Annotated in this window: 20 protein-coding genes; 14 read left to right on the top strand and 6 right to left on the bottom strand. The window is 44.3% G+C overall.

The window, feature by feature from the left end; all coding sequences use genetic code 11:
• Positions 1-30: 30 nt before the first annotated feature.
• Positions 31-810 carry a class I SAM-dependent methyltransferase gene (locus BCU68_RS04050; protein ID WP_102563550.1) on the top strand — a complete coding sequence of 260 codons (780 nt, stop codon included), beginning with the start codon at positions 31-33 and terminating at the stop codon, positions 808-810.
• 27 nt (positions 811-837) lie between these two features.
• On the top strand, positions 838-1,698 hold the full coding sequence (locus BCU68_RS04045; protein ID WP_102563520.1) for a carboxylate/amino acid/amine transporter: 861 nt from the start codon (positions 838-840) through the stop codon (positions 1,696-1,698).
• Positions 1,699-2,003: 305 nt separating this feature from the next.
• On the opposite strand, the gene BCU68_RS04040 is transcribed toward BCU68_RS04045, so the two are convergent.
• A complete protein-coding gene (locus tag BCU68_RS04040) occupies positions 2,004-2,429 on the bottom strand; it encodes a universal stress protein (protein WP_102563519.1) in 426 nt (141 codons plus the stop codon).
• Positions 2,430-2,581: 152 nt separating this feature from the next.
• Between BCU68_RS04040 and ftnA the strand changes: the two genes are divergently transcribed.
• The 3 genes from ftnA to BCU68_RS04025 all read left to right on the top strand — a co-directional run bounded on the left by ftnA (position 2,582) and on the right by BCU68_RS04025 (position 4,813).
• The gene (gene ftnA / locus BCU68_RS04035; RefSeq protein ID WP_102563518.1) at positions 2,582-3,109 is read left to right on the top strand and encodes a non-heme ferritin; all 528 of its coding nucleotides are present in this window, start codon (positions 2,582-2,584) and stop codon (positions 3,107-3,109) included.
• Positions 3,110-3,173: 64 nt separating this feature from the next.
• Positions 3,174-3,497 carry a universal stress protein UspB gene (uspB, locus tag BCU68_RS04030; RefSeq protein ID WP_102563517.1) on the top strand — a complete coding sequence of 108 codons (324 nt, stop codon included), beginning with the start codon at positions 3,174-3,176 and terminating at the stop codon, positions 3,495-3,497.
• Between the two features lie 128 nt (positions 3,498-3,625).
• Positions 3,626-4,813: an NAD(P)/FAD-dependent oxidoreductase gene (locus BCU68_RS04025; protein ID WP_102563549.1), complete on the top strand. Its 1,188-nt coding sequence runs from the start codon at positions 3,626-3,628 to the stop codon at positions 4,811-4,813.
• A 185-nt stretch (positions 4,814-4,998) separates the two neighbouring features.
• On the opposite strand, the gene BCU68_RS04020 is transcribed toward BCU68_RS04025, so the two are convergent.
• From BCU68_RS04020 to BCU68_RS04005, 4 genes are all read right to left on the bottom strand, one after another.
• Positions 4,999-6,978 (bottom strand): immunoglobulin-like domain-containing protein, encoded by a 1,980-nt coding sequence (locus BCU68_RS04020; RefSeq protein ID WP_102563516.1) that lies wholly within the window; start codon positions 6,976-6,978, stop codon positions 4,999-5,001.
• A gap of 180 nt (positions 6,979-7,158) precedes the next feature.
• Positions 7,159-8,109, bottom strand: a complete 951-nt coding sequence (locus tag BCU68_RS04015; protein WP_102563515.1) for a hypothetical protein — start codon at positions 8,107-8,109, stop codon at positions 7,159-7,161.
• Between the two features lie 14 nt (positions 8,110-8,123).
• Positions 8,124-8,402: a hypothetical protein gene (locus BCU68_RS04010; RefSeq protein WP_102563514.1), complete on the bottom strand. Its 279-nt coding sequence runs from the start codon at positions 8,400-8,402 to the stop codon at positions 8,124-8,126.
• 166 nt (positions 8,403-8,568) lie between these two features.
• On the bottom strand, positions 8,569-9,474 hold the full coding sequence (locus tag BCU68_RS04005) for a DMT family transporter (RefSeq protein ID WP_102563548.1): 906 nt from the start codon (positions 9,472-9,474) through the stop codon (positions 8,569-8,571).
• Between the two features lie 143 nt (positions 9,475-9,617).
• Between BCU68_RS04005 and rmuC the strand changes: the two genes are divergently transcribed.
• From rmuC to tatC, 7 genes are all read left to right on the top strand, one after another.
• Positions 9,618-11,153 (top strand): DNA recombination protein RmuC, encoded by a 1,536-nt coding sequence (gene rmuC, locus BCU68_RS04000; RefSeq protein WP_102563513.1) that lies wholly within the window; start codon positions 9,618-9,620, stop codon positions 11,151-11,153.
• Between the two features lie 64 nt (positions 11,154-11,217).
• Positions 11,218-11,991, top strand: a complete 774-nt coding sequence (gene ubiE, locus BCU68_RS03995; protein ID WP_102563512.1) for a bifunctional demethylmenaquinone methyltransferase/2-methoxy-6-polyprenyl-1,4-benzoquinol methylase UbiE — start codon at positions 11,218-11,220, stop codon at positions 11,989-11,991.
• A 21-nt stretch (positions 11,992-12,012) separates the two neighbouring features.
• On the top strand, positions 12,013-12,618 hold the full coding sequence (locus BCU68_RS03990; protein WP_102563511.1) for an SCP2 domain-containing protein: 606 nt from the start codon (positions 12,013-12,015) through the stop codon (positions 12,616-12,618).
• Positions 12,615-14,249, top strand: coding sequence for a ubiquinone biosynthesis regulatory protein kinase UbiB (ubiB, locus tag BCU68_RS03985; protein WP_102563510.1), 1,635 nt, complete (start codon positions 12,615-12,617; stop codon positions 14,247-14,249). Before BCU68_RS03990 ends, ubiB begins: the two co-directional genes overlap by 4 nt.
• A gap of 56 nt (positions 14,250-14,305) precedes the next feature.
• The gene (gene tatA, locus BCU68_RS03980; protein ID WP_102563509.1) at positions 14,306-14,554 is read left to right on the top strand and encodes a Sec-independent protein translocase subunit TatA; all 249 of its coding nucleotides are present in this window, start codon (positions 14,306-14,308) and stop codon (positions 14,552-14,554) included.
• 3 nt (positions 14,555-14,557) lie between these two features.
• Positions 14,558-14,938, top strand: a complete 381-nt coding sequence (tatB, locus tag BCU68_RS03975) for a Sec-independent protein translocase protein TatB (protein ID WP_102563508.1) — start codon at positions 14,558-14,560, stop codon at positions 14,936-14,938.
• 98 nt (positions 14,939-15,036) lie between these two features.
• Positions 15,037-15,789 (top strand): twin-arginine translocase subunit TatC, encoded by a 753-nt coding sequence (tatC, locus tag BCU68_RS03970; RefSeq protein ID WP_102563507.1) that lies wholly within the window; start codon positions 15,037-15,039, stop codon positions 15,787-15,789.
• 99 nt (positions 15,790-15,888) lie between these two features.
• Here the strand turns inward: tatC and BCU68_RS03965 are convergent, their stop codons facing one another.
• Positions 15,889-16,650: a TatD family hydrolase gene (locus tag BCU68_RS03965; RefSeq protein ID WP_102563506.1), complete on the bottom strand. Its 762-nt coding sequence runs from the start codon at positions 16,648-16,650 to the stop codon at positions 15,889-15,891.
• 209 nt (positions 16,651-16,859) lie between these two features.
• Here BCU68_RS03965 and hemB point away from each other — a divergent pair, with 209 nt between their 5' ends.
• Entirely contained in the window at positions 16,860-17,876 is a 1,017-nt protein-coding gene (hemB, locus tag BCU68_RS03960; protein ID WP_102563505.1) for a porphobilinogen synthase, read from the top strand.
• A gap of 406 nt (positions 17,877-18,282) precedes the next feature.
• Positions 18,283-21,087: a DNA polymerase I gene (gene polA / locus BCU68_RS03955; protein WP_102563504.1), complete on the top strand. Its 2,805-nt coding sequence runs from the start codon at positions 18,283-18,285 to the stop codon at positions 21,085-21,087.
• Positions 21,088-21,167 lie beyond the last annotated feature (80 nt).

Genomic DNA, 21,167 nt, shown 5'->3' with positions numbered 1-21,167 from the left:
CAACATAACTTAACCACAGTGGAGCCTACTTTGCAGTTACAACTCATTTGCGAAGCATCAACCCTTAATCAACGTTTAGAGCAACTTGCCCAGCGTTGGAACCTTGTGCATTGCGATCAAAGTCCGTTTGCTTTGGTGCTTACAGAGGAGCGATTAGAGCTGCGCAAATTGGATGAACCAAAACTGGGTGCCATCTATGTGGATTTAATTGGCGGCGCGGTGGGTCATCGTCGTAAATTTGGTGGTGGTAAAGGTCAATCTATTGCTAAAGCGGCAGGTCTCAATAAAGGCGTTACCCCGACAGTATTAGATGGTACGGCAGGCTTAGGTCGTGATGCTTTTGTATTGGCGTCTTTAGGTTGTAAAGTGCAGATGGTTGAGCGTCATCCTGTGGTGGCAGCACTGCTGGATGATGGGTTAGAGCGAGCAAAGCAGGACAGTGAAATCGGTGGTTGGATCAGCGAAAGGATGAGTTTGATTCACGCTTCAAGTCACGATGCGTTAGATAAATTGGCGCAAGATCCTAACTTTGAGCAGCCAGATGTGGTGTACCTCGATCCTATGTATCCGCACCCTGAAAATAAAAAGAAAAGCGCATTAGTGAAAAAAGAGATGCGCGTTTTTCAATCTTTAGTCGGTGCCGATTTAGATGCAGATGGACTATTAGCACCAGCGCTTGCACTTGCCACTAAGCGTGTTGTGGTGAAAAGACCCGATTACGCTGAATGGCTAGCAGAGCAAAAACCGAGTATGGCAATTGAAACGAAGAAGAACCGTTTTGATGTTTATGTAAAAGCTTCAATGAGCTAACTTTCTTTTTGATGGAGCAAATAGAATATGAATTACCTTTATGGCGTCACCTTATTGTGGGCGTTCTCATTCAGTTTAATTGGCGAGTATCTGGCAGGGCATGTGGATGCATGGTTTTCGGTATGGATGCGTGTCGCGCTGGCTAGTCTCGCCTTTTTGCCATTTTTAACATTCCGGAATATTCCGAAGTCTTTGATTGCAAAGCTTATGGCGATAGGTGGCGTGCAACTTGGTTTAATGTATTGTTTTTACTATCAATCATTCTTGCTGCTTTCTGTACCTGAAGTTTTACTCTTCACCGTCTTTACGCCGTTGTACGTCACTTTGTTTTACGATCTACTTAAAGGGCGTTTTTCACCTTGGTATCTTGTGACCGCTATCGTTGCTGTATTGGGCGCGGTGGTGATTAAGTTCTCGCATATTAATGAAGATTTCATCATCGGATTTTTTGTCGTTCAAGGTGCGAACCTCTGCTTTGCCATGGGACAAGTGGGCTATAAATATGTGATGGAAAAAAGCCCTGTCGAACTTCCTCAGCATACGATTTTTGGTTACTTCTACCTTGGCGCTCTCTGCGTAGCCAGTGTTGCCTGTGCGCTATTAGGGGATATGAGTAAACTGCCAACGACAGCGTTCCAGTGGGGCATTTTAGTCTACCTTGGCGTTATTGCTTCGGGGTTAGGTTATTTCTTATGGAATAAAGGGGCGTGTGTGGTAAATGCCGGCGCATTGGCAGTGATGAATAACTTACTGGTTCCGGCTGGCTTATTGATTAATATCTTGATTTGGAATCGTGATGTGGATTTCCCACGCTTAATGTTGGGCGGCGGCATCATCGTTTTATCACTGTGGATTAATGAAAAAATAGTCAAAACTAAAATTGGTTAATTGGTTAATCGGTTAATAGCGATCGGAAGAAGTTTCAAATGGCATAAGTTAAGTTCATTGAAAGCTAAGCCGAGTCATGAACACAATATGGCAATGATTCTGCAGACCGCTCAAGACATCCCTGTTCGCTTAGTAATGGGCATCCATGCCCATTAATGTCTGCGCCATCACACCCATATCGCTAATCAGGCTACTGGTCAGATAAATAAACAAACAAAGGGCACATCGCTAGAGTGATGTGCCCTTTGTGTTTATTCGCTTTAATAAGACCGATGCTTTTTCTTATCAGCTTATTTCTTATCGGCTTACTTCTTAAATGGCACGACAAGCATATCGACCGGTGAGCATCCCATTAGCGTACGAGTCGATGATAGCAGTTTGCTCCAGAAATCTTGATGGTGACCGCATACCACTAAATCAACATTAAACTCCTTAATCGTGTCACACATCTCCGTGCTCAAATCACCGCTGCCCACCAAAGTATGATGAATCGGATAGCTAGCGTAATCGGCTAATTCCTTGAGTTGCTCATTGGAGTTCTGCATCGTAATGTTTTGCGTTTCAGCGAGATTAATCTCAATCAGACCTGTGTATAGCTCAGCATAGCTAACATCGATATGAACAAAAGAGACTTTCGCATCCAATGCTTTAGCTAAAGATGTCGCTTTATCGACGAGAATTTTGCTCTCTTCCGATAAATCGATAGCGACAAGAATATGTTGGTAACTCATAGCGGCTCTCCTTTTTAACTCACTACAATTAGATTAGCAGCTTATGATTCTTTTTGCTGTTGTCGTGATCTCATATCGGTTTAGAGTGCGAAAGTTAAATAAATGAGTATTATAGTAAGGGTAATGTAGATAAACCTGATAGGGAGCGTTAAATGTTATCTGAGAATATGATTGAAAAATTGAATGAGCAAATTAATCTGGAATTTTTCTCATCCAATCTATACTTACAAATGAGTGCTTGGTGTGAAGACAAAGGTTTTGAGGGTGCTGCGGAGTTTTTACGCGCCCATGCGACCGAAGAAATGCAGCATATGCAGCGCCTATTTACCTACGTAAGTGAAACGGGTGCATTGCCAATTATTGGCGCAATTGAATCCCCACGATATGACTTTGCCAGCTTAGGCGATGTATTTCGAGAAACTTACCAGCATGAGCAGATGATTACCCAGCAAATCAATAAACTTGCTCATGTTGCTTTCACTAGCCAAGACTACTCAACCTTTAATTTTCTACAGTGGTACGTTGCAGAGCAACATGAGGAAGAGAAGTTGTTTAAAGGAATTCTCGACAAACTAGACTTAGTTGGTGAAGACGGTAAAGCCCTATTCTTCATCGATAAAGACCTAGCTGTTATGGCAAAAGAAGGTTCATCTTCTGTTATGGATGCCTCTGCGGTTTAATCGCGAGAAAAGACGTACTCATTGTCTTTTCTCTTAGGCATCAAAGAAGATGTAGGGAGGAAAGATGATCAGTGCAGACACCATGCTATTCACTTTGATGTTAATAACCTGCGTTAATTTAGCTCGTTATCTATCAGCATTGCGTGCTCTAATTTATATCATGCGTGAAGCGCACCCACTACTATATCAACAAGTCGATGGGGGCGGTTTTTTTACCACGCACGGTAATGTAAGTAAGCAGGTACGTTTATTTCATTACTTAAAAAGTCGAGAGTACCACCACCATCATGACGATGTATTTACCAGCAAATGCGATCGTGTTCGCGGGTTATTTATTCTGTCGATGATGCTACTTGGTGTCACACTGTTAACAGCATTTATGCTTTAGTGTTCGCTTATATTGTGGGTTAAAAAGACAGAGATTGGTTAAAAGCCAGACCGGTGGTAAAATAGCCATCAAATTAGCAAGGATGTGCGTTTATGCACATCCTTTTTTTATTGGTAAATAGGGTAGTTATGAGCGATAAATTTGACGTCATTATCATCGGTGCGGGCGCAGCAGGATTAATGTGTGCAGCAGAGGCAGGCAAGCGTGGACGCCGTGTTTTGGTGATCGACAATGCAAAAAAACCGGGACGTAAAATTTTAATCTCTGGAGGCGGTCGTTGTAACTTCACTAACTACGATGTCAGTGCCAATAACTACTTATGTGAAAACCCACACTTTGTTAAATCGGCATTATCTCAATACACCAATTGGGATTTTATCTCGCTAGTTAGCAAGTATGGCATTGAGTTTGAAGAGCGCGATCATGGTCAACTGTTCTGTGTCGATTCAGCAAAAGAAATCGTGGCGATGCTACTTAAAGAGTGTCACTTTGGTAATGTTGATTTTAAATACCAATGTGAAACATCAGCGATAGAGCGCACGGAATCAGGCTATACGCTGCAAACGAGTCAAGGTGCTTTAAGCTGTGATTCTTTGGTTGTCGCGACGGGTGGTTTATCCATGCCTAAGCTGGGTGCAACGCCATTTGGTTATAAAATTGCCGAGCAGTTTGCATTGCCCGTTATCCAAACAACCGCAGGTTTAGTGCCATTTACGCTGCATAAACAAGATAAAGAAGACTTTGCCGAGCTTTCGGGTATTGCCATTCCAGCTGAAATTACCGCGCAAGATGGCACTCTATTTAAAGAAGCATTACTGTTTACCCACCGTGGTTTATCGGGTCCTGCTGTCTTGCAAATTTCTTCATTCTGGCAGCCAGGTCAGAAGGTAACCATTAACCTTGTTCCTGATTGTGATGTCGCGGAGCTGCTAACTAGCGCACGTGAATCAAACCCAAATCAAAGTTTAAAAAATACATTAGCCAAAGCTCTACCAAAGCGTTTAGTGGAAGTATTAATTAAGCGTAAAGAGATCGAAGACAAGCCGCTAAAACAGTTCAATGAAAAGCAATTGACCGCGATTGTTGAGCATTTAGAAAACTGGCAGATCGCACCCAATGGCACGGAAGGCTATCGCACCGCCGAAGTGACGTTAGGTGGTTTGGATACTGATATGATTTCATCAAAAACTATGGAGTGTAAGCAGCACAAAGGCTTATTCTTTATCGGTGAAGTGATGGACGTAACGGGTTGGTTAGGCGGTTATAATTTCCAATGGTGCTGGAGTTCTGGCTTCGTAGCAGGTCAGTGGGTTTAAGTTAATTGCGACCATTTAGTTGGGGTAAGTGAGTTGGAATAACAACTTAACCCAATGAGATGAGCCAAAACAAAAAAAGCCGAACGATGATGCGTTCGGCTTTTTAATGAGGTTATATTTGTCGACTTAGTGTTTCACTGCGACCTAGCTTTTATCCATCACCTAGCTACTTCTCTATCACCTAGCTATTTGACAGTCACATAGCGATTCATGCTGGTGGTTAAACCAAATGAGTCGGTGACTTGATAAATCAGATGCGCTTGGTTCGCAAAAGAAGTATCGACTTCACCAGTAATGATCACCTTAGAGGTTAAGTCACCGTCACCAGCGTTGTAGGCAATCACGCCGTGCATCGGATCAAACGTCTCGTCAATGGCAACCGTTGTATTCGCAACCCCTTTAAGGAGTGGGTATTGCGTTCTTTCCCCTTCAAGTTGCGCAGCGTAAATAGAGCGAGGGTAGACATTCGGGTTATTGATCCCCTCGATATAGCGCCACTCATCGATCATGTCATCACTCTTTTTATTGATCGTCACATCGGTATCAGGCAAAACGTGGGTCAGTCCAACATAAAGCATACGCGGGTGACGACGATAGCAGTAGTTGTGAGGACCTTCAGGATCGTATCTAAACTCTCCATAGTAAGCCATGCTGGTGTACCAACAGTATTGGAATAACCCATCGGCATTTTTCGGGTTGTTATTACGCTTTTTGGTCGCATTCCACAACAGGTTGTATTGACCTGAAGAGGAGTTGTTACTTTTAGCACCAGAGCTAGCAATCGAGGTATTTTGAATATTTTCCATCAAGTTAAACTTCGAATAACCACTGTGAAAATCAATTGCGCCACCGTCTTCAGTATGGTTGATGACATTACGCACCACATTAAATGACGCATTGGCATTAAAGGTGATCATATGGTTTCTGCTGCCATAATAATTAAAATTATTCACGTAAGAATTCGATGTCCCATAGAAACCAATACCATGATGACCAAATTCACCATGAATATCGACATCCTCTAGAGTGACATACAGAGAACTGTGAATGCTGATATCCATAATCGTATTGTTGATGGCAATATTCTTTACCCAGCAGTTGGTAACATGATGAAAACTCACACCGCCAGTATCATAATAGCCCTCGGTATAAGAGCCATCATGAATGCTCTCAATGTTTAAGTTCTCGACACCACATTCGCTTGTGCCATTTTCCTTAACGGCTATCGAGTAAAACTTGGGGAAGAACTCGAGTTTAATCGCTTGAGGCACTGGGCGATCAAGTTCAGCAATACCATCGGCATGCATGGCAATGACTTTTGCATGAAAACGGAAAGGGGCATAAGGGAAGCCGACGTTATAAGAGTCATATTCATCTTCACCGTCCTTATAAAGAGGGTAAAGCACTTCCAACATCAAATTTGGATTATCAGGGTTGTTTGCATCGTAAGGTGGAGCCCAACTTAGCATCGTAATATGGACGTCATCACCCACATTGATTGGGTCTTTAACATTGAAATGCACCAAGGTCTCACCGGGTGCGATGGCTTGAGTGATATCGTTCGCACGGCTTGAAGACATATTATCGGTTGAGCCAAAGTTGATGGTGTGATCGGTGCGAACCGCTTGGTCTGCCTCACTGCCTTTATCGACTTTTTTCCACTGCTTAATCGTGGTTGCTGCTGCGTTATCAATCCCAGAGCCAGCGCCGCGAATGACAATGCCAGGACCTGTCGCCCACAATGCATCACTGTGTTGAAATGAACGGTCATCGTGATCGATATTTAACTCATAAAGACCAGAAGCCAGTTGCACCACGCCACCGCCAGCTGCCATCGCCGCATTAATGGTCGCTTGAATACCCTCAAGGTCATCGATGCCATCATCCGGAAAAGCGCCATAGTCAGCGACATGAAATACAGGTCCAGTAACCGTGGGGATTTTATTGTCGGTTCCGTACCCCACCTTCGACCAGTCATTAAGTAAAAAATCGCCCTCGAGCGCTTCACCCTCTAAATAGCGTTGATAAAGCGGTGTGTATTGAGTGCTATAAATCGGAGTATCATCGACAGGCGCAGGAATTTCATGAGAGTTGTCACTGTGTTTACAGGAAGTAAGCAGCAAAGGGGATAATAGAGCAAAGCTGATGGCAGCACGAATATTCATAAGTAAAATGGGCTTTCTTTAGATGATATTTATCGCATTAATATAAAGAAAGCCTAAATAAAAAGACAGTTATACGGTTAATTATTACGCTTTAATTTTAACTGCTATTAGGTAAAGCATCATGAGTAGATTAGCGGTTTAATTGCTTAATCTACTTATGTATTTAACCCTTAAGTGGGATTAGTTTTTTAGCGTTGCTCTTTGGGCTGCAGCTTGAACCTTTGCCTTTAAGAGCGCCATTGGTACTTCAATAGTGCTAGTAGAACGTGATTCAGTTGAAGCGAGTGGCGTGTAGCTAATTTCATTTTCATTGATGAATCCACTCCCTTGGCAGCGAACACCAGTGGAAATACTAGGACCAGAGTTGCTATAGTAGTTCGCATATTGACCATAGTATCGTGAACGTATTGTCGACACACAATTGGAGAAAGTATTACCTAGGTTATTGGTGTACTCATCAACGTGATTGAAGTATTCCGACTTTTCAGAAAATAAATAGCTATCGCCGATTTCATCTTCCCAGCTAGAGTTGATGATCTCAAAACGCAGCATTTTACTCGCCCCGTTACCTAAACTGACATACTCAGGGTACGGGCTAATCACGGTTACTTTTTCAGTGGACGACCCAGAGAAGCTGTCAGTAATGGTTTTACCGTCAACAGTTTGCCAGTTACTGAACTCATAGCTGAAATGCGTAAGGTCACCTTCATAGGTTGATGTGCCGAAGTAGCTTGATCCCATGACAGTCATAAAAGTACCACTAACATAAGTGCCATCTTCATCCCAGTAACCATACACCTCAAACTCATCAGAAGTACATTCAGAGTCATATTTCGAACTGTTAGTCTCAATGGTATCTACGTTATTACAGGTAGTTGAGACATTGATGTAATTGTTTGGATCACTTTGCTCTATGCTTCCCTTTGATTGGTAAGTGTAGATACCATTTGCTGCACTATAATCACTTAGCTTGATCGTATCAGTATCACTGGCAAGTACATTACCATTGTGATCAATTACGGTTTTTCCATTGATTTGAATCTCGCCTTCAACATTAAGAACAGCATGATCGGCAGCCGTTGTAGAAGCGCTTAATAAGAAAAGTAGTGAGGCAATAGGTGTCATCTTCATGGTGCTAAATCCTTTTATTTTGTAATCGTAAGCTGTCCGCTAACGACAAGCTTCATTGAGTCTTCAGTATCTGTTGATTGAGTGAGTACGAAATCTTCGGTCGTTACCAACTCTAATTCTGCTTCAGGTTTAATTTCAATTATTGAGTAGCCATCTTTAGATATGGCTGAGTCAACTAAATCGACAGGGGTAACTAGCCCCTCTTCTGGCAACTCGGTAGTTGGGGGAGTAGAACTATCCTCACCACAACCAAAGAGCCCCAGCATTAATAAAAGAGCGACTGATTGCTTCAACGTTTCCTCCTTGAAAGCGCAATAGACAAAAATAATAACCATGGGCATGAGTATTCATACCGCATGAAGTATGTTTACTTTTGAGTGACTGGCTTGTCGAGCGTTTTATGTACTAATGTTTATTATTGTGATCAATGTAACTGTTGGTCGTTTATTTCGTTATCTTTCATAGTGTTGTTTGTTTAGTGTTCTCGTTTTCTAATTTTAACTGCTGAATAGCCAGTCCAATCATAATCAACACTAAGCCCACCAAGGTCGAAGGATGGATGGTTTCACCGATCACATAGGCGAGTAGTAACAGCGAAATAAACGGAGAAGCGAAAATTAAATTGCTGATACGCGCCGTATTTTCCGTCAGCTTTAACGCGCTAATCCACACCACAAAAGTGATGCCCATTTCAAACAAGCCCACATAAGTCACCGCAGCCCAACCTTGTAGAGAAATGTGCTGCCAACTTGCGCCTTCATAGAAACTCAAAGCAAAGGCAAAAGGAATCGCGACTAAGAAACCAAGCAGAACGCCCACCACAGGATCTGCCTTATTTTTGGCATTTAAAATCCAATAGCCTGCCCAAAGTAAAGTAGACAGCAGCGCCAATCCCACCCCTAATGGACTATCAAACTCCAACGCCAGCACATCACCCTTGGTCGCAATGACAATCACGCCAAAGTAGCCCAATACGCACGCTGCCCAATCTTGCTTGCGGATCTTCTGCCCTAAAAATACCGCCGCCATTAAAGTTAACGTGATCGCCCAGCTGTAATTGATCGGTTGAGCTTGCGAGGCGGGCAGCAGTTCATAAGCCTTAAAGAGCAGTAAGTAATACGCCAGTGGGTTAACCAAGCCAAGCAACAGGTAGTAAAAAGGATTAGCAGTAAACGTCTGGCTAATTAAACCGATTTTACCTTGCAGCGTACAAATCGTGAGAAGAGCAATCGCAGAAACGACACTCGCCATGGTCAGCATTTGTATCGGGGTAAACTCTGCCAAAGTCAGCTTAAAAGCGGTCGCGACGGTTGACCACAATAGCACAGCCGTTAAGCCAAGAATGAGCGCTCGACGTTCATTTATCATTTGATTATCAACTTATTATCAAGAGGTGAGAAAGAAAAAAGCAGGTCAGTTTATCGCCTCTTATTGACGTCACAAACTGGACATTTATCCAGTATGTAAATACCATGAGTCAGCATTCTCGAAAAAGGCACGCACACTCTATGCAATGGATTATCGAACATCAATCAACTCTCATCGCACTGCTTTCTGGTGCCGCGTTTGGCGGTTTAGCAGCCGGTTGGTTGGTGAAACAAAAACTGGCGACAGAGGTACAGCTTCTTACGCAGAAAATCGAATCAGATCAGCAGTTATACAGCGCACAAAAATCTCAGCTTGAGCACGCCTACCAGCAATCACAGCAGGCAGTAGAAGAAGCGAAGCAAGAGCTAGAAGAGTTAGATAACGAGCGTGATAAAGATGCCCTAGAAGCCAAGCAGTTGCATGGTAAGTTGATGGCTGCGGTGGAAAAGTTACGCTATTTCGAAGCGGTAAAACAAGAGCGCCAGCAGTACGCGCATGAAATCAATCAACTGAAAGAGTATAAAGCGGCACTGGAAGGAAAACTGCGCGAACAAGAAGCGCGTCACGAGCAAGAAAACATCGCCAACTATGAAAAGCTGCAACTTCTCGAGCAGGGTGAGGAGCGTTTAAAGCAGCAGTTTGAGCAACTCGCCAATCAAGTCTTTGAGCATAAGACTGCGACGGTCGATCAGCAAAACAAACAGAGTCTAAATGGCTTACTATCACCACTGAAAGAGCAGCTTGAAGGGTTCAAAAGACAAGTGAATGATAGCTTTAGCCAAGAAGCCAAAGAGCGTCACACCTTAGTCCATGAGCTGAAAAACCTACAACGCTTAAACGAGCAGATGACCCAAGAAGCGGTCAACCTAACCCAAGCACTAAAAGGCGATAACAAGCAGCAAGGTAACTGGGGTGAGGTAGTTTTAGCACGCGTACTCGCCGAATCCGGTCTACGAGAAGGGCATGAATACGAAACCCAAGTTAACCTACAAAATGAAGCCGGCAAACGCTATCAGCCAGATGTCATCGTTCATTTACCGCAAGATAAACAAGTGGTGGTCGATTCGAAAATGACCCTAGTGGCTTACGAGCGCTACTTCAATGCCGACAATGATCAGCAACGAGCGCAAGCCTTAAATGAACATCTCATCTCTGTTCGCTCGCACATCAAAGGCTTAAGTCAAAAGGACTATCACCAACTGAAAGGGATAGAGAGTCTCGATTACGTGTTGATGTTTATCCCCGTTGAGCCAGCATTCCAAGTGGCGATTCAAGCCGATCCAAGTTTGGTCAATGATGCGATGGAGCAAAACATATTATTAGTCAGCCCAACCACTTTGCTGGTGGCACTGCGCACCATTGATAACCTATGGCGTAATGACAAACAGAACCAAAACGCCAAAACCATCGCCGATCGAGCCAGTAAGCTATACGATAAATTACGTCTGTTTGTGGATGATATGGAAGGTTTAGGTGGTGCATTAGATAAAGCCAACCAGAACTACCAAGGGGCGATGAATAAACTGGCTTCCGGGCGCGGAAATGTCATTCGCCAAGCGGAAAGTTTTAAGCACTTAGGCGTGGAAGTGAAGAAGCCCATTTCACCTAATTTAGCAGAAATCGCACAAAATGATCATCGCTTGGAAAGACATCAAGCAGAGGATAAAGTAAACTAATTGACCGCAGCGGCTCCGATTTCGTTATGCCGTTGAAGAGGACTTAACCATGGTAGAGGACAGCATGACGGACACTAGCGTGCAAGCAAATACAGCAGAAGAAACGACCCATTTCGGTTTTGAAACGGTGGCGAAAGAAGAGAAAGTGGCAAAAGTAGCGGAAGTCTTCCACTCTGTTGCGGCTAAATACGACATCATGAACGATCTCATGTCTGGTGGTGTACACCGTTTATGGAAGCGTTTCACTATCGATTGCAGTGGGGTACGTCCTGGTCAGCGCATTCTTGACCTTGGTGGTGGCACTGGTGATCTAACCGCTAAATTTTCTCGTATTGTTGGTGAGAAAGGTCATGTGATCTTAGCCGACATCAACAACTCAATGCTCAATGTTGGTCGCGATAAACTGCGTGATAGCGGCATTGTCGGCAACGTACATTATGTACAAGCCAATGCTGAAGAACTGCCTTTCCCAGATAACTATTTTGACTGCATCACCATCAGTTTTTGTCTGCGTAACGTGACGGACAAAGATAAAGCACTACGCTCTATGTATCGTGTCTTGAAACCGGGTGGTCGCTTGTTGGTATTAGAGTTTTCTAAGCCAATCCTTGAGCCATTATCTAAAGTTTACGATGCTTACTCGTTCCACCTGCTACCAAAGATGGGTGAGTTAATTGCCAATGACGCCGACAGCTACCGTTACTTAGCAGAGTCCATTCGCATGCATCCAGACCAAGATACACTAGAAGGCATGATGCAGGGTGCAGGTTTTGAAGGCACCAACTACTACAACCTAACGGGCGGCATTGTTGCTTTGCACCGTGGGTATAAATTTTAAGCCATTTGTTAGGGATAGCGCATGCCATTTGATCCACTCGTTACGGCAGCAATAGAGACGACCCTGAACACGCTAATTAACGACGACCCAGAATTAGGGCGTCGCTTAGTACGTTTAAAAGGTCAAGTGATTCAAGTTCATATCAAAGAGCTGAATAAAAAACTCACGTTCATCTTTAGCCAACAGATCGACGTTCTCGCTGATTACGAAGGCGAGCCCGACTGCTACCTATCGCTCAACCTATCGATCCTTCCCCAACTGCGTGAACAAGCCAGTATCACCCAACTCATCAAGCAAGATAAGTTAACGGTGGAAGGCGATGTGCAGTTGGTACAAACCTTTGCGCAATTGATGACAGATTGCAAACCGGATCTTGAAGAGTGGTTATCGCGAGTCACCGGTGATGTGGTGGCGCATAGCATGGTGCAAGGCGTCAAAAATGTCGGTGGATTTTTTCTCTCACAAGTGACTAAGCAGCAAGACCATTTTGCTCAGGTACTAACCGAAGAGTGGAAAGTCGTTCCCGGACCATTAGAAGTGGCTTATTTTTGCGACCAAGTGGAAGAGGTTGCCCAAGGTGTATCGCATCTTGAGCAAAGACTGAACCGCCTACTGGAGACTGCATGACCCCAACTGAGCTACGCCGTTTATACCGTATCATCAAAGTCCAGCTAGAGTATGGGCTGGATGAACTTTTGCCCGAGCATCAACTAACAAAAACCCCTATCTTGCTGCGTAAAGCGTTGTTTTGGATTAAGAATCAACATAGCGATAAAGAGTTAGGTATGCGCTTGCGTTTAGCCCTGCAAGAGCTTGGTCCGGTGTGGATTAAGTTTGGTCAGATGATGTCGACGCGGCGTGATTTATTTCCCCCTTTTATTGCTGACCAATTAGCTCTGCTGCAAGATCAAGTCGCTCCCTTTGATGGTCAATTGGCAAAAGCGCAGATGGAAACCTCATTAGGTGGACCGCTAGAAAACTGGTTTACCGACTTTGATATTGAGCCACTTGCCTCAGCCTCCATCGCTCAAGTTCACACGGCAAAACTGAAAGACTCAGGGCGTGAAATAGTCCTAAAAGTGATTCGTCCTGATATACGCCCTGTGATTGATGCTGATATTAAGCTGATGTATCGCATGGCACGAATTGTCGCTAAAGCCCTGCCAGAAGCGCGTCGTTTAAAGCCCGTCGAAGTGGTTAGAGAGTACGAGAAAACGCTATTAGATGAGTTGGACTTACGTCGTGAGGCAGCCAATGCCATCCAGCTTCGCCGCAACTTTGAAGGCAGTGAAGAGCTGTATGTCCCTGAAGTTATTAGCGACTTAACCAGTGAACACTTAATGGTTTCAGAGCGTATCTACGGTATTCAAGTTTCCGATATTGCTGCGCTACAAGCCAACGGCACCAACATGAAGCTATTGGCAGAACGTGGTGTGAGCGTTTTCTTCACGCAAGTTTTCCGCGATAGCTTCTTCCATGCCGACATGCATCCGGGCAATGTTTTTGTCAATCCAGAGCATCCTGATAATCCACAATGGATAGGGCTAGATTGCGGCATTGTGGGCACACTCAACAGTGAAGATAAACGTTATTTAGCCGAGAACTTTTTAGCTTTCTTTAATCGAGATTATCGCCGCGTTGCCGAGTTGCATGTTGACTCAGGTTGGGTACCCGCCGACACCAATATCGATGAGTTTGAGTTTGCTATCCGTATCGTCTGCGAGCCCATTTTTGCCAAACCATTATGTGAGATCTCTTTTGGTCATGTACTGCTAAACTTATTTAACACAGCACGTCGTTTTAATATGGAAGTGCAGCCGCAGTTGGTCTTATTGCAAAAAACATTGCTCTATGTCGAAGGTTTAGGTCGCCAACTCTATCCGCAGTTGGATTTATGGCAAACAGCCAAGCCGTTTCTAGAAAAATGGATGATGAATCAAGTAGGACCTCAAGCTCTGCTGAATGCATTAAAAGATCGTGCTCCTTTTTGGGTAGAAAAGCTGCCAGAGTTGCCAGAATTGCTTTATGATAGCTTGCGCCAAGGCAAAGATATGAATCAAAAAATTGATCAGCTTTACCAAGGTTATCGCAGCAGTAAGCGTCAGCAAGCAACAGGGAAGTTCTTATTTGGTATTGGTGCGACATCGAACGTATGTGGTGCTATCTTAATTTCGAGTGCTCATCAATCATTAGCGCTGAGTTGTGGCATTATAGGCGTCACATTTTGGTTGCTCAGTTGGCGAGCTTATCGCCGTTAGACGCTAAACTTTAGCTAATATTTTATTTTTTTAAATTGACCCCGAGGTAAAGAATAATGGGTGGTATCAGTATTTGGCAACTTCTCATCGTTGCAGTTATCGTTGTATTGCTTTTTGGCACGAAAAAGCTTCGTGGTATCGGCGGAGACTTAGGCTCAGCAGTGAAAGGCTTTAAAAAAGCGATGAGCGAAGATGAGCAAACAGCAGCAAAGAAAGAGATCGATGCTGACTTCGAACCAAAAAATCTTGATCAGCAAAAGACAGAAGCAGCCGCTGAAACCAAGAAAGAAAAAGAGCAGGCATAATTCGTGTTTGATATCGGTTTTTGGGAACTGGTATTAATATCTATTGTGGGTCTATTAATATTAGGTCCAGAACGTTTGCCGGTTGCCATTCGTAGCGTGTCAAAATTTATTGGCTCAGCAAAGGGAATGGCAAATAGCGTAAAAGACGAGTTATCTCATGAGCTTAAAATTCATGAGTTACAAGAGAATTTACGTAAAGCTGAGAAAATGGGGATGGAGGATCTTGCTCCTGACCTAAAGGCATCAGTTGACGAACTTAAACAAGCGGCGGAATCAGTCCAGCGCCCTTTTGCTAAAGATGCGAACAGTGGGGAAGAACCTCAATCGAGCACACCAGCACAAGAGAGCGAGCAGTCGCCGACAGTAGATAAAAAAGCCGAATAGTTTCACTCTAAAGGAGCCCAATCGCCGGCTCCTTTTCGATTTCTATCCGCAATCGCACTAGCCATTGCCTTAGTATAAGTACAACCAAGAGGTTCTCCATGTCTTCTGCTGAGCAGACGCTGCCTTTGATGAGTCACTTATTGGAATTACGTAACCGTTTATTGCGCTCGCTGGGTGCCGTATTGGTGGTTTTTCTGTGTTTGATTTATTTTTCTGGGCATATTTACGAATTTGTTTCAGCGCCTTTAGTCGAGCGACTACCTGAAGGCGCCACCATGATTGCAACGGATGTGGCATCGCCATTCTTTACGCCGTTGAAGTTAACACTCATGGCTTCGATTTTTATTGCCGTTCCTTTTATTTTGTATCAGGTTTGGGCTTTTGTTGCACCGGGGCTTTATAAGCATGAACGTCGTTTAGTGATGCCGTTGATGTTCTCAAGTTCATTACTTTTTTATGCTGGAGTGGCGTTTGCGTATTTCGTCGTCTTCCCATTAGTGTTTAGCTTCTTTACGGCTATCTCTTTGGGTGGGGTGGAGTTTGCAACGGATATCTCAAGCTACTTGGATTTTGTTTCAGCACTGTTCTTAGCATTTGGTATTGCGTTTGAAGTACCTGTTGCGATTATTCTATTGTGCTGGACAGGGGCAACAACGCCAAAAGAGTTGTCAGAGAAGCGTCCGTACATCGTCGTCGCGGCGTTTATTGTTGGTATGATGCTGACACCACCAGATATGATCTCTCAAACGCTATTGGCGATTCCGATGTGTTTGTTGTTTGAAGTTGGTCTGTTCTGCGCCCGTTTCTATACTAAGCGTGATGAAGACGAGCAAGAACAAGAAGAAGCGTAATTGGATTGATTCTAATTAAGAGACACAAAAAGCGGCTAAGATAGCCGCTTTTTTTATAGGTGCTTTTTATTGGAGCAGGCGCATGAAATCAATTCACTGTTAAAGAGTAAACAGAGTTTTGGCGTTGTGATCTGTGGTGGTGATGATCTCTTTTAATGCCACTTCACGCAGGTCAGCAATACGTCGAGCAATTAATGCTGTATAAGCCGGCTCATTACGTTTGCCACGGTGAGGTGCTGGCGTTAGGTAAGGACAATCCGTTTCGAGCACGACAAAGTCCATATCAAGATGTGGGATCACTTGATCCATGCCACCATTTTTAAACGTGGTTACTCCGCCCAGACCTAAGTGAAAGCCCACATCATTAATCTCTTTCGCTTGCTGAACCGTGCCGCCAAAGCAATGGAAAATACCACGCAGTGAGCCATCTTGCTCTTGTTTAAGTAGCGCCATGGTTTCATCAATCGAGTCACGAGTATGGATCACCACAGGTAAATCTCTCTCTTTCGCCCAATTTAATTGAGTCACAAACGCCATTTCTTGCTCGGCTTTAAAGGTTTTATCCCAATATAAATCGATGCCAATCTCACCCACGGCAATAAAGTTATGGCGATCAAACCACGCATGAATGGTCGCGAGAGTTTGCTTTACATCACCATTTACATAGCAAGGATGCAAACCCATCATCGAGCGACACACTTCAGGATAAGCCGCTTCCGTTTGTAGCATTGGCTCAATCGAATTCAAATCAATGTTCGGCAATAGGATGTGGCTGATGCCTTGCTCGACAGCGCGTTGCACAACAGCATCACGGTCATTATCAAATTCTTGCGCGTAAATATGGGCGTGGGTATCAATCATTGTTTATCTCTGTGCAATTAAAAGGGCGACTAGAGAAGTATAATATCAAACACCGCCACATCCATATTGCTAAAGTCTCGATTTATTACTTATCAGCGATTCAGTGTGAGGAATAGACAATTTTTTACGATTAGTTGGCAATAGCGCTAGCGTATGCGATCAACAGTGATATGCTTTTGTGAGTACTTTCATCAGACAAGGAGAATAGAGTGTCTGTTTCAATTCAAGGTCAATTTCCAGGTCGTCGTATGCGCCGTATGCGTAAGCACGACTTTAGCCGCCGCCTCATGGCAGAACACCAATTATCAGTTAACGATCTAATCTACCCAATGTTCATCCTCATGGGTAAAGATCGTCGCGAGCGCGTGGAATCAATGCCTGGCGTTGAGCGTTTGTCGATTGATCTTATGATCGAAGAAGCTCGCTATTTAGCAAAACTCGGCGTCCCAGCCATTGCTCTATTTCCTGTCGTTAACCAAGATGCGAAGAGCCTATGTGCAGCAGAAGCGCATAACCCAGAAGGCTTGGTGCAACGTGCGGTGCGTGAACTAAAAGAGCATGTGCCAACCATGGGTGTGATCACCGATGTCGCACTGGATCCATTCACCACACATGGTCAAGATGGCATTATTGACGCCGATGGTTATGTGCAAAATGATGTGACCACTGAAGTGTTGATCAAGCAGGCACTCTCTCATGCTAAAGCGGGAGCGGATGTGGTTGCGCCTTCAGACATGATGGATGGACGCATTGGTAAGATCCGTGAAGCACTGGAAGAAGCCGGTTATATCCACACTCAAATCATGGCTTACTCAGCCAAATACGCCTCTTGCTACTATGGACCCTTTCGTGATGCCGTTGGTTCAGCATCGAATCTAAAAGGTGGTGATAAGAAGAACTACCAGATGGATCCTGCCAATAGCGATGAAGCGATCCATGAAGTGGCAATGGATATCAACGAAGGCGCTGACATGGTGATGGTGAAACCGGGGATGCCTTATCTTGATATCGTGCGCCGTGTGAAATCAGAGCTGCAAGTGCCGACGTTTGCTTATCAAGTATCGGGTGAATATGCGATGCACAAAGCGGCGATTCAAAATGGTTGGCTAAAAGAGCGTGAAACCGTTTTAGAATCACTATTATGCTTCAAACGTGCAGGTGCTGATGGCATTTTAACCTACTTTGCGAAAGATGTAGCGCAGTGGTTAGCTGAAGATAATGGTTAAGCGGTCAACAGAATAAAAAGCAAACAAGTCTAAATAGCTTTCTTTTTAAGCGACATCATTTGGTGTCGCTTTTTTATCGCTATCTGTTTAATTTGACAGTGAATAAAAGGTCACCAATAATCTTTTCCACAACGCATGATCATTTTGGGATCGAATTTCAATTGTTGGATCTAAGATATTATCCATATAAAACAGCACCTTAAATGTTTTCTGTGGATGGTTTAGCACCTCTGTATAACCAGTGGATAAATAATATAAACAGAGTTATCCACAGTTGTAGCCAGCTTGTGTAAAAAAGCCCAACAGAAATATATCCAATAAGATTACGGCGTTAACGTAGATTCACTAAGGCACTCGTGGCATTCTTAGCAGATCATTTTTGCATTTTCTTTGGACACAAAAGACTATGGCTCGTATTCCAGATAATCCACTTATCCTCATTGATGGTTCTTCTTACCTTTATCGTGCATTTCATGCTTACCCAGGCACGATGAGTAACGGAGAAATCCCGACCAATGCTATTTTTGGCGTCGTTAATATGCTGCGCAGTATGATGAGGCAGTTTGCTTCTGATCGTATCGCGGTTATTTTTGATGCGAAAGGCAAAACCTTCCGTGATGATATCTATCCGGAATACAAAGCAAACCGTCCTTCGATGCCTGATGACCTACGTTGTCAGATCGAACCTTTGCACAATGTTATTCGTGCTATGGGCTTACCACTTATCTCAATCACCGGCGTAGAAGCGGATGATGTGATTGGCACTTTAGCGTCGCAAGCTTCACAGGCGGGCATGCCAGTTCTGATCAGTACGGGCGATAAAGATATGGCTCAGCTGGTGGATGAAAACGTTACTTTGATCAACACCATGACCAATGTGGTGATGGATCGTGAAGGCGTAATTGAAAAGTTTGGTATCCCACCAGAGCTTATCATCGACTATCTTGCACTGATGGGCGATAAGGTCGATAACATCCCTGGCATTCCAGGTGTTGGCGATAAAACCGCTACGGCACTACTGCAAGGTATCGGCGGCATTGAAACGCTTTACCAACGCTTAGACGATATTGCCCCTCTGGGCTTTCGTGGTTCAAAAACCATGGCGAAGAAGCTGGTCGATAATGAAGACAACGCAAAACTGTCTTATGAGCTCGCGACCATTAAGCTAGACGTTGAGCTAGAAGAGACACCAGAATCGTTAGTGAAAACTCAGCCGAAAGTGGATGAGCTTATCAAGCTATACGGTCAACTGACGTTCAAATCTTGGCTAAATGAACTGCTTGAAGGTGGTGATGGCGTTGTCCTTGCCGATGGCGAAACGCGCGCAGCATCAAGCGACGGCAAAGCAGCATCAGGCGCGAGCGAGATTGCACTGAACAATGCAGCGGCAAACATCGATCGTAGCCAATACGAAACCATTTTAGATCAAGAGACTTTCCAGCAATGGATGGAGAAGCTTAAGGCGAGTGACGTTTTTGCTTTTGATACTGAAACTGACAGCCTTGATTACATGGTGGCTAACTTAGTTGGTCTCTCTTTTGCGACCGCAGAAGGTGTGGCAGCTTACGTTCCGGTTGCGCATGACTACTTAGATGCGCCAGAGCAACTGGATCGTGATTGGGTGCTTGCTCAACTTAAGCCGATTTTAGAAGATGCTGAACAAGCGAAAGTCGGTCAAAACCTTAAGTACGACGCAAGCGTATTAGCGCGTTATGATATCGAACTGCAAGGCATCGAGCACGACACCATGTTAGCGTCATACGTCTACAACAGCGTAGGCGGCAAACATGACATGGATAGCTTGGCACTGCGTTTCCTACAACATAGCTGCATCTCATTTGAGCAGATCGCAGGCAAAGGTAAAAAACAGCTTACCTTTAACCAAATCGACCTTGAGCAAGCTTCCCCATACGCAGCAGAAGACGCCGATGTCACACTACGTTTGCACAACCGCCTGATGGAACACATCGAGCAAGATGACAAGCTACAAACCATCTACCGTGATTTAGAGATGCCATTAGTACCGGTGATCTCACGCATTGAACGTACCGGTGTTTTTGTGGATGACATGCTGCTTAACTCCCAATCTCAAGAGCTAGCACAGCGCTTAGATGAGCTTGAGCAACAGGCATTTGCCGTGGCAGGGCAGGAGTTCAACTTAAGCTCTCCAAAGCAGCTACAAGTGATCTTATTTGAAAAAATGGGCTTACCAGTGGTGAAGAAAACCCCTTCAGGTGCACCATCAACCAACGAAGAAGTGCTGCAAGAGCTTGCGTTAGAATATGAACTACCAAAACTGCTGATCGAGTACCGTGGCTTAGCAAAACTAAAAACCACCTACACCGATAAACTACCAAAAATGATTAACGCTGAAACAGGGCGAGTGCATACCTCGTACCACCAAGCGGTCACAGCAACAGGACGCCTCTCTTCGACCGATCCAAACTTACAGAACATTCCGATCCGTAACCAAGAAGGTCGTCGTATTCGTCAGGCATTTGTTGCGCCACACGGTCATAAAATTCTTGCAGTCGATTACTCGCAAATTGAATTACGTATCATGGCACATCTATCGGGTGACAAAGCGTTACTAACGGCTTTCCAAGAAGGCAAAGATATCCACGCAGCAACGGCAGCAGAGATTATCGGTGTGGGGATTGATGAAGTCTCTAGCGAGCAACGTCGTCGTGCTAAAGCGGTGAACTTTGGCCTGATTTATGGCATGAGTGCGTTTGGCTTAGCGAAGCAGCTTGGCATTGCTCGTGGCGAAGCTCAGCACTACATGGACACTTACTTTGAGCGTTACCCTGGCGTGATGCAATACATGGAAGACACGCGTGCTCAAGCATCTGAACAAGGCTTTGTTGAGACTCTATGGGGACGCCGCTTACATCTGCCAGAAATTAAATCGCGTAATGGCATGCGTCGTAAAGCCGCAGAACGTGCAGCGATTAACGCACCAATGCAAGGCACAGCGGCTGATATCATCAAAAAAGCGATGCTATTAGTCGATGAGTGGATTCAAGCGGAAGGTGACGGTCGCGTGAAACTGTTAATGCAAGTGCACGATGAACTGGTATTTGAAGTAGAAGAGTCGGCATTAACCGAAATTGAAAGTAAAGTACAAGAATTAATGGAAGCGGCTGCAGAGCTTAATGTGCCATTAGTTGCCGAAGCTGGGCATGGTGACAATTGGGATGAAGCCCACTAAACACTTTTAGACCCGAATAGCGTAGAAATGATGAGCCAGTGCACAAACACTGGCTTTTTTCGATTAGAAATAAAGTTATC

The sequence above is a fragment of the Vibrio sp. 10N.286.49.B3 genome (assembly GCF_002873395.1).
Classification (GTDB): domain Bacteria; phylum Pseudomonadota; class Gammaproteobacteria; order Enterobacterales; family Vibrionaceae; genus Vibrio.
This window is presented reverse-complemented; position numbering and strand designations above follow the sequence as displayed.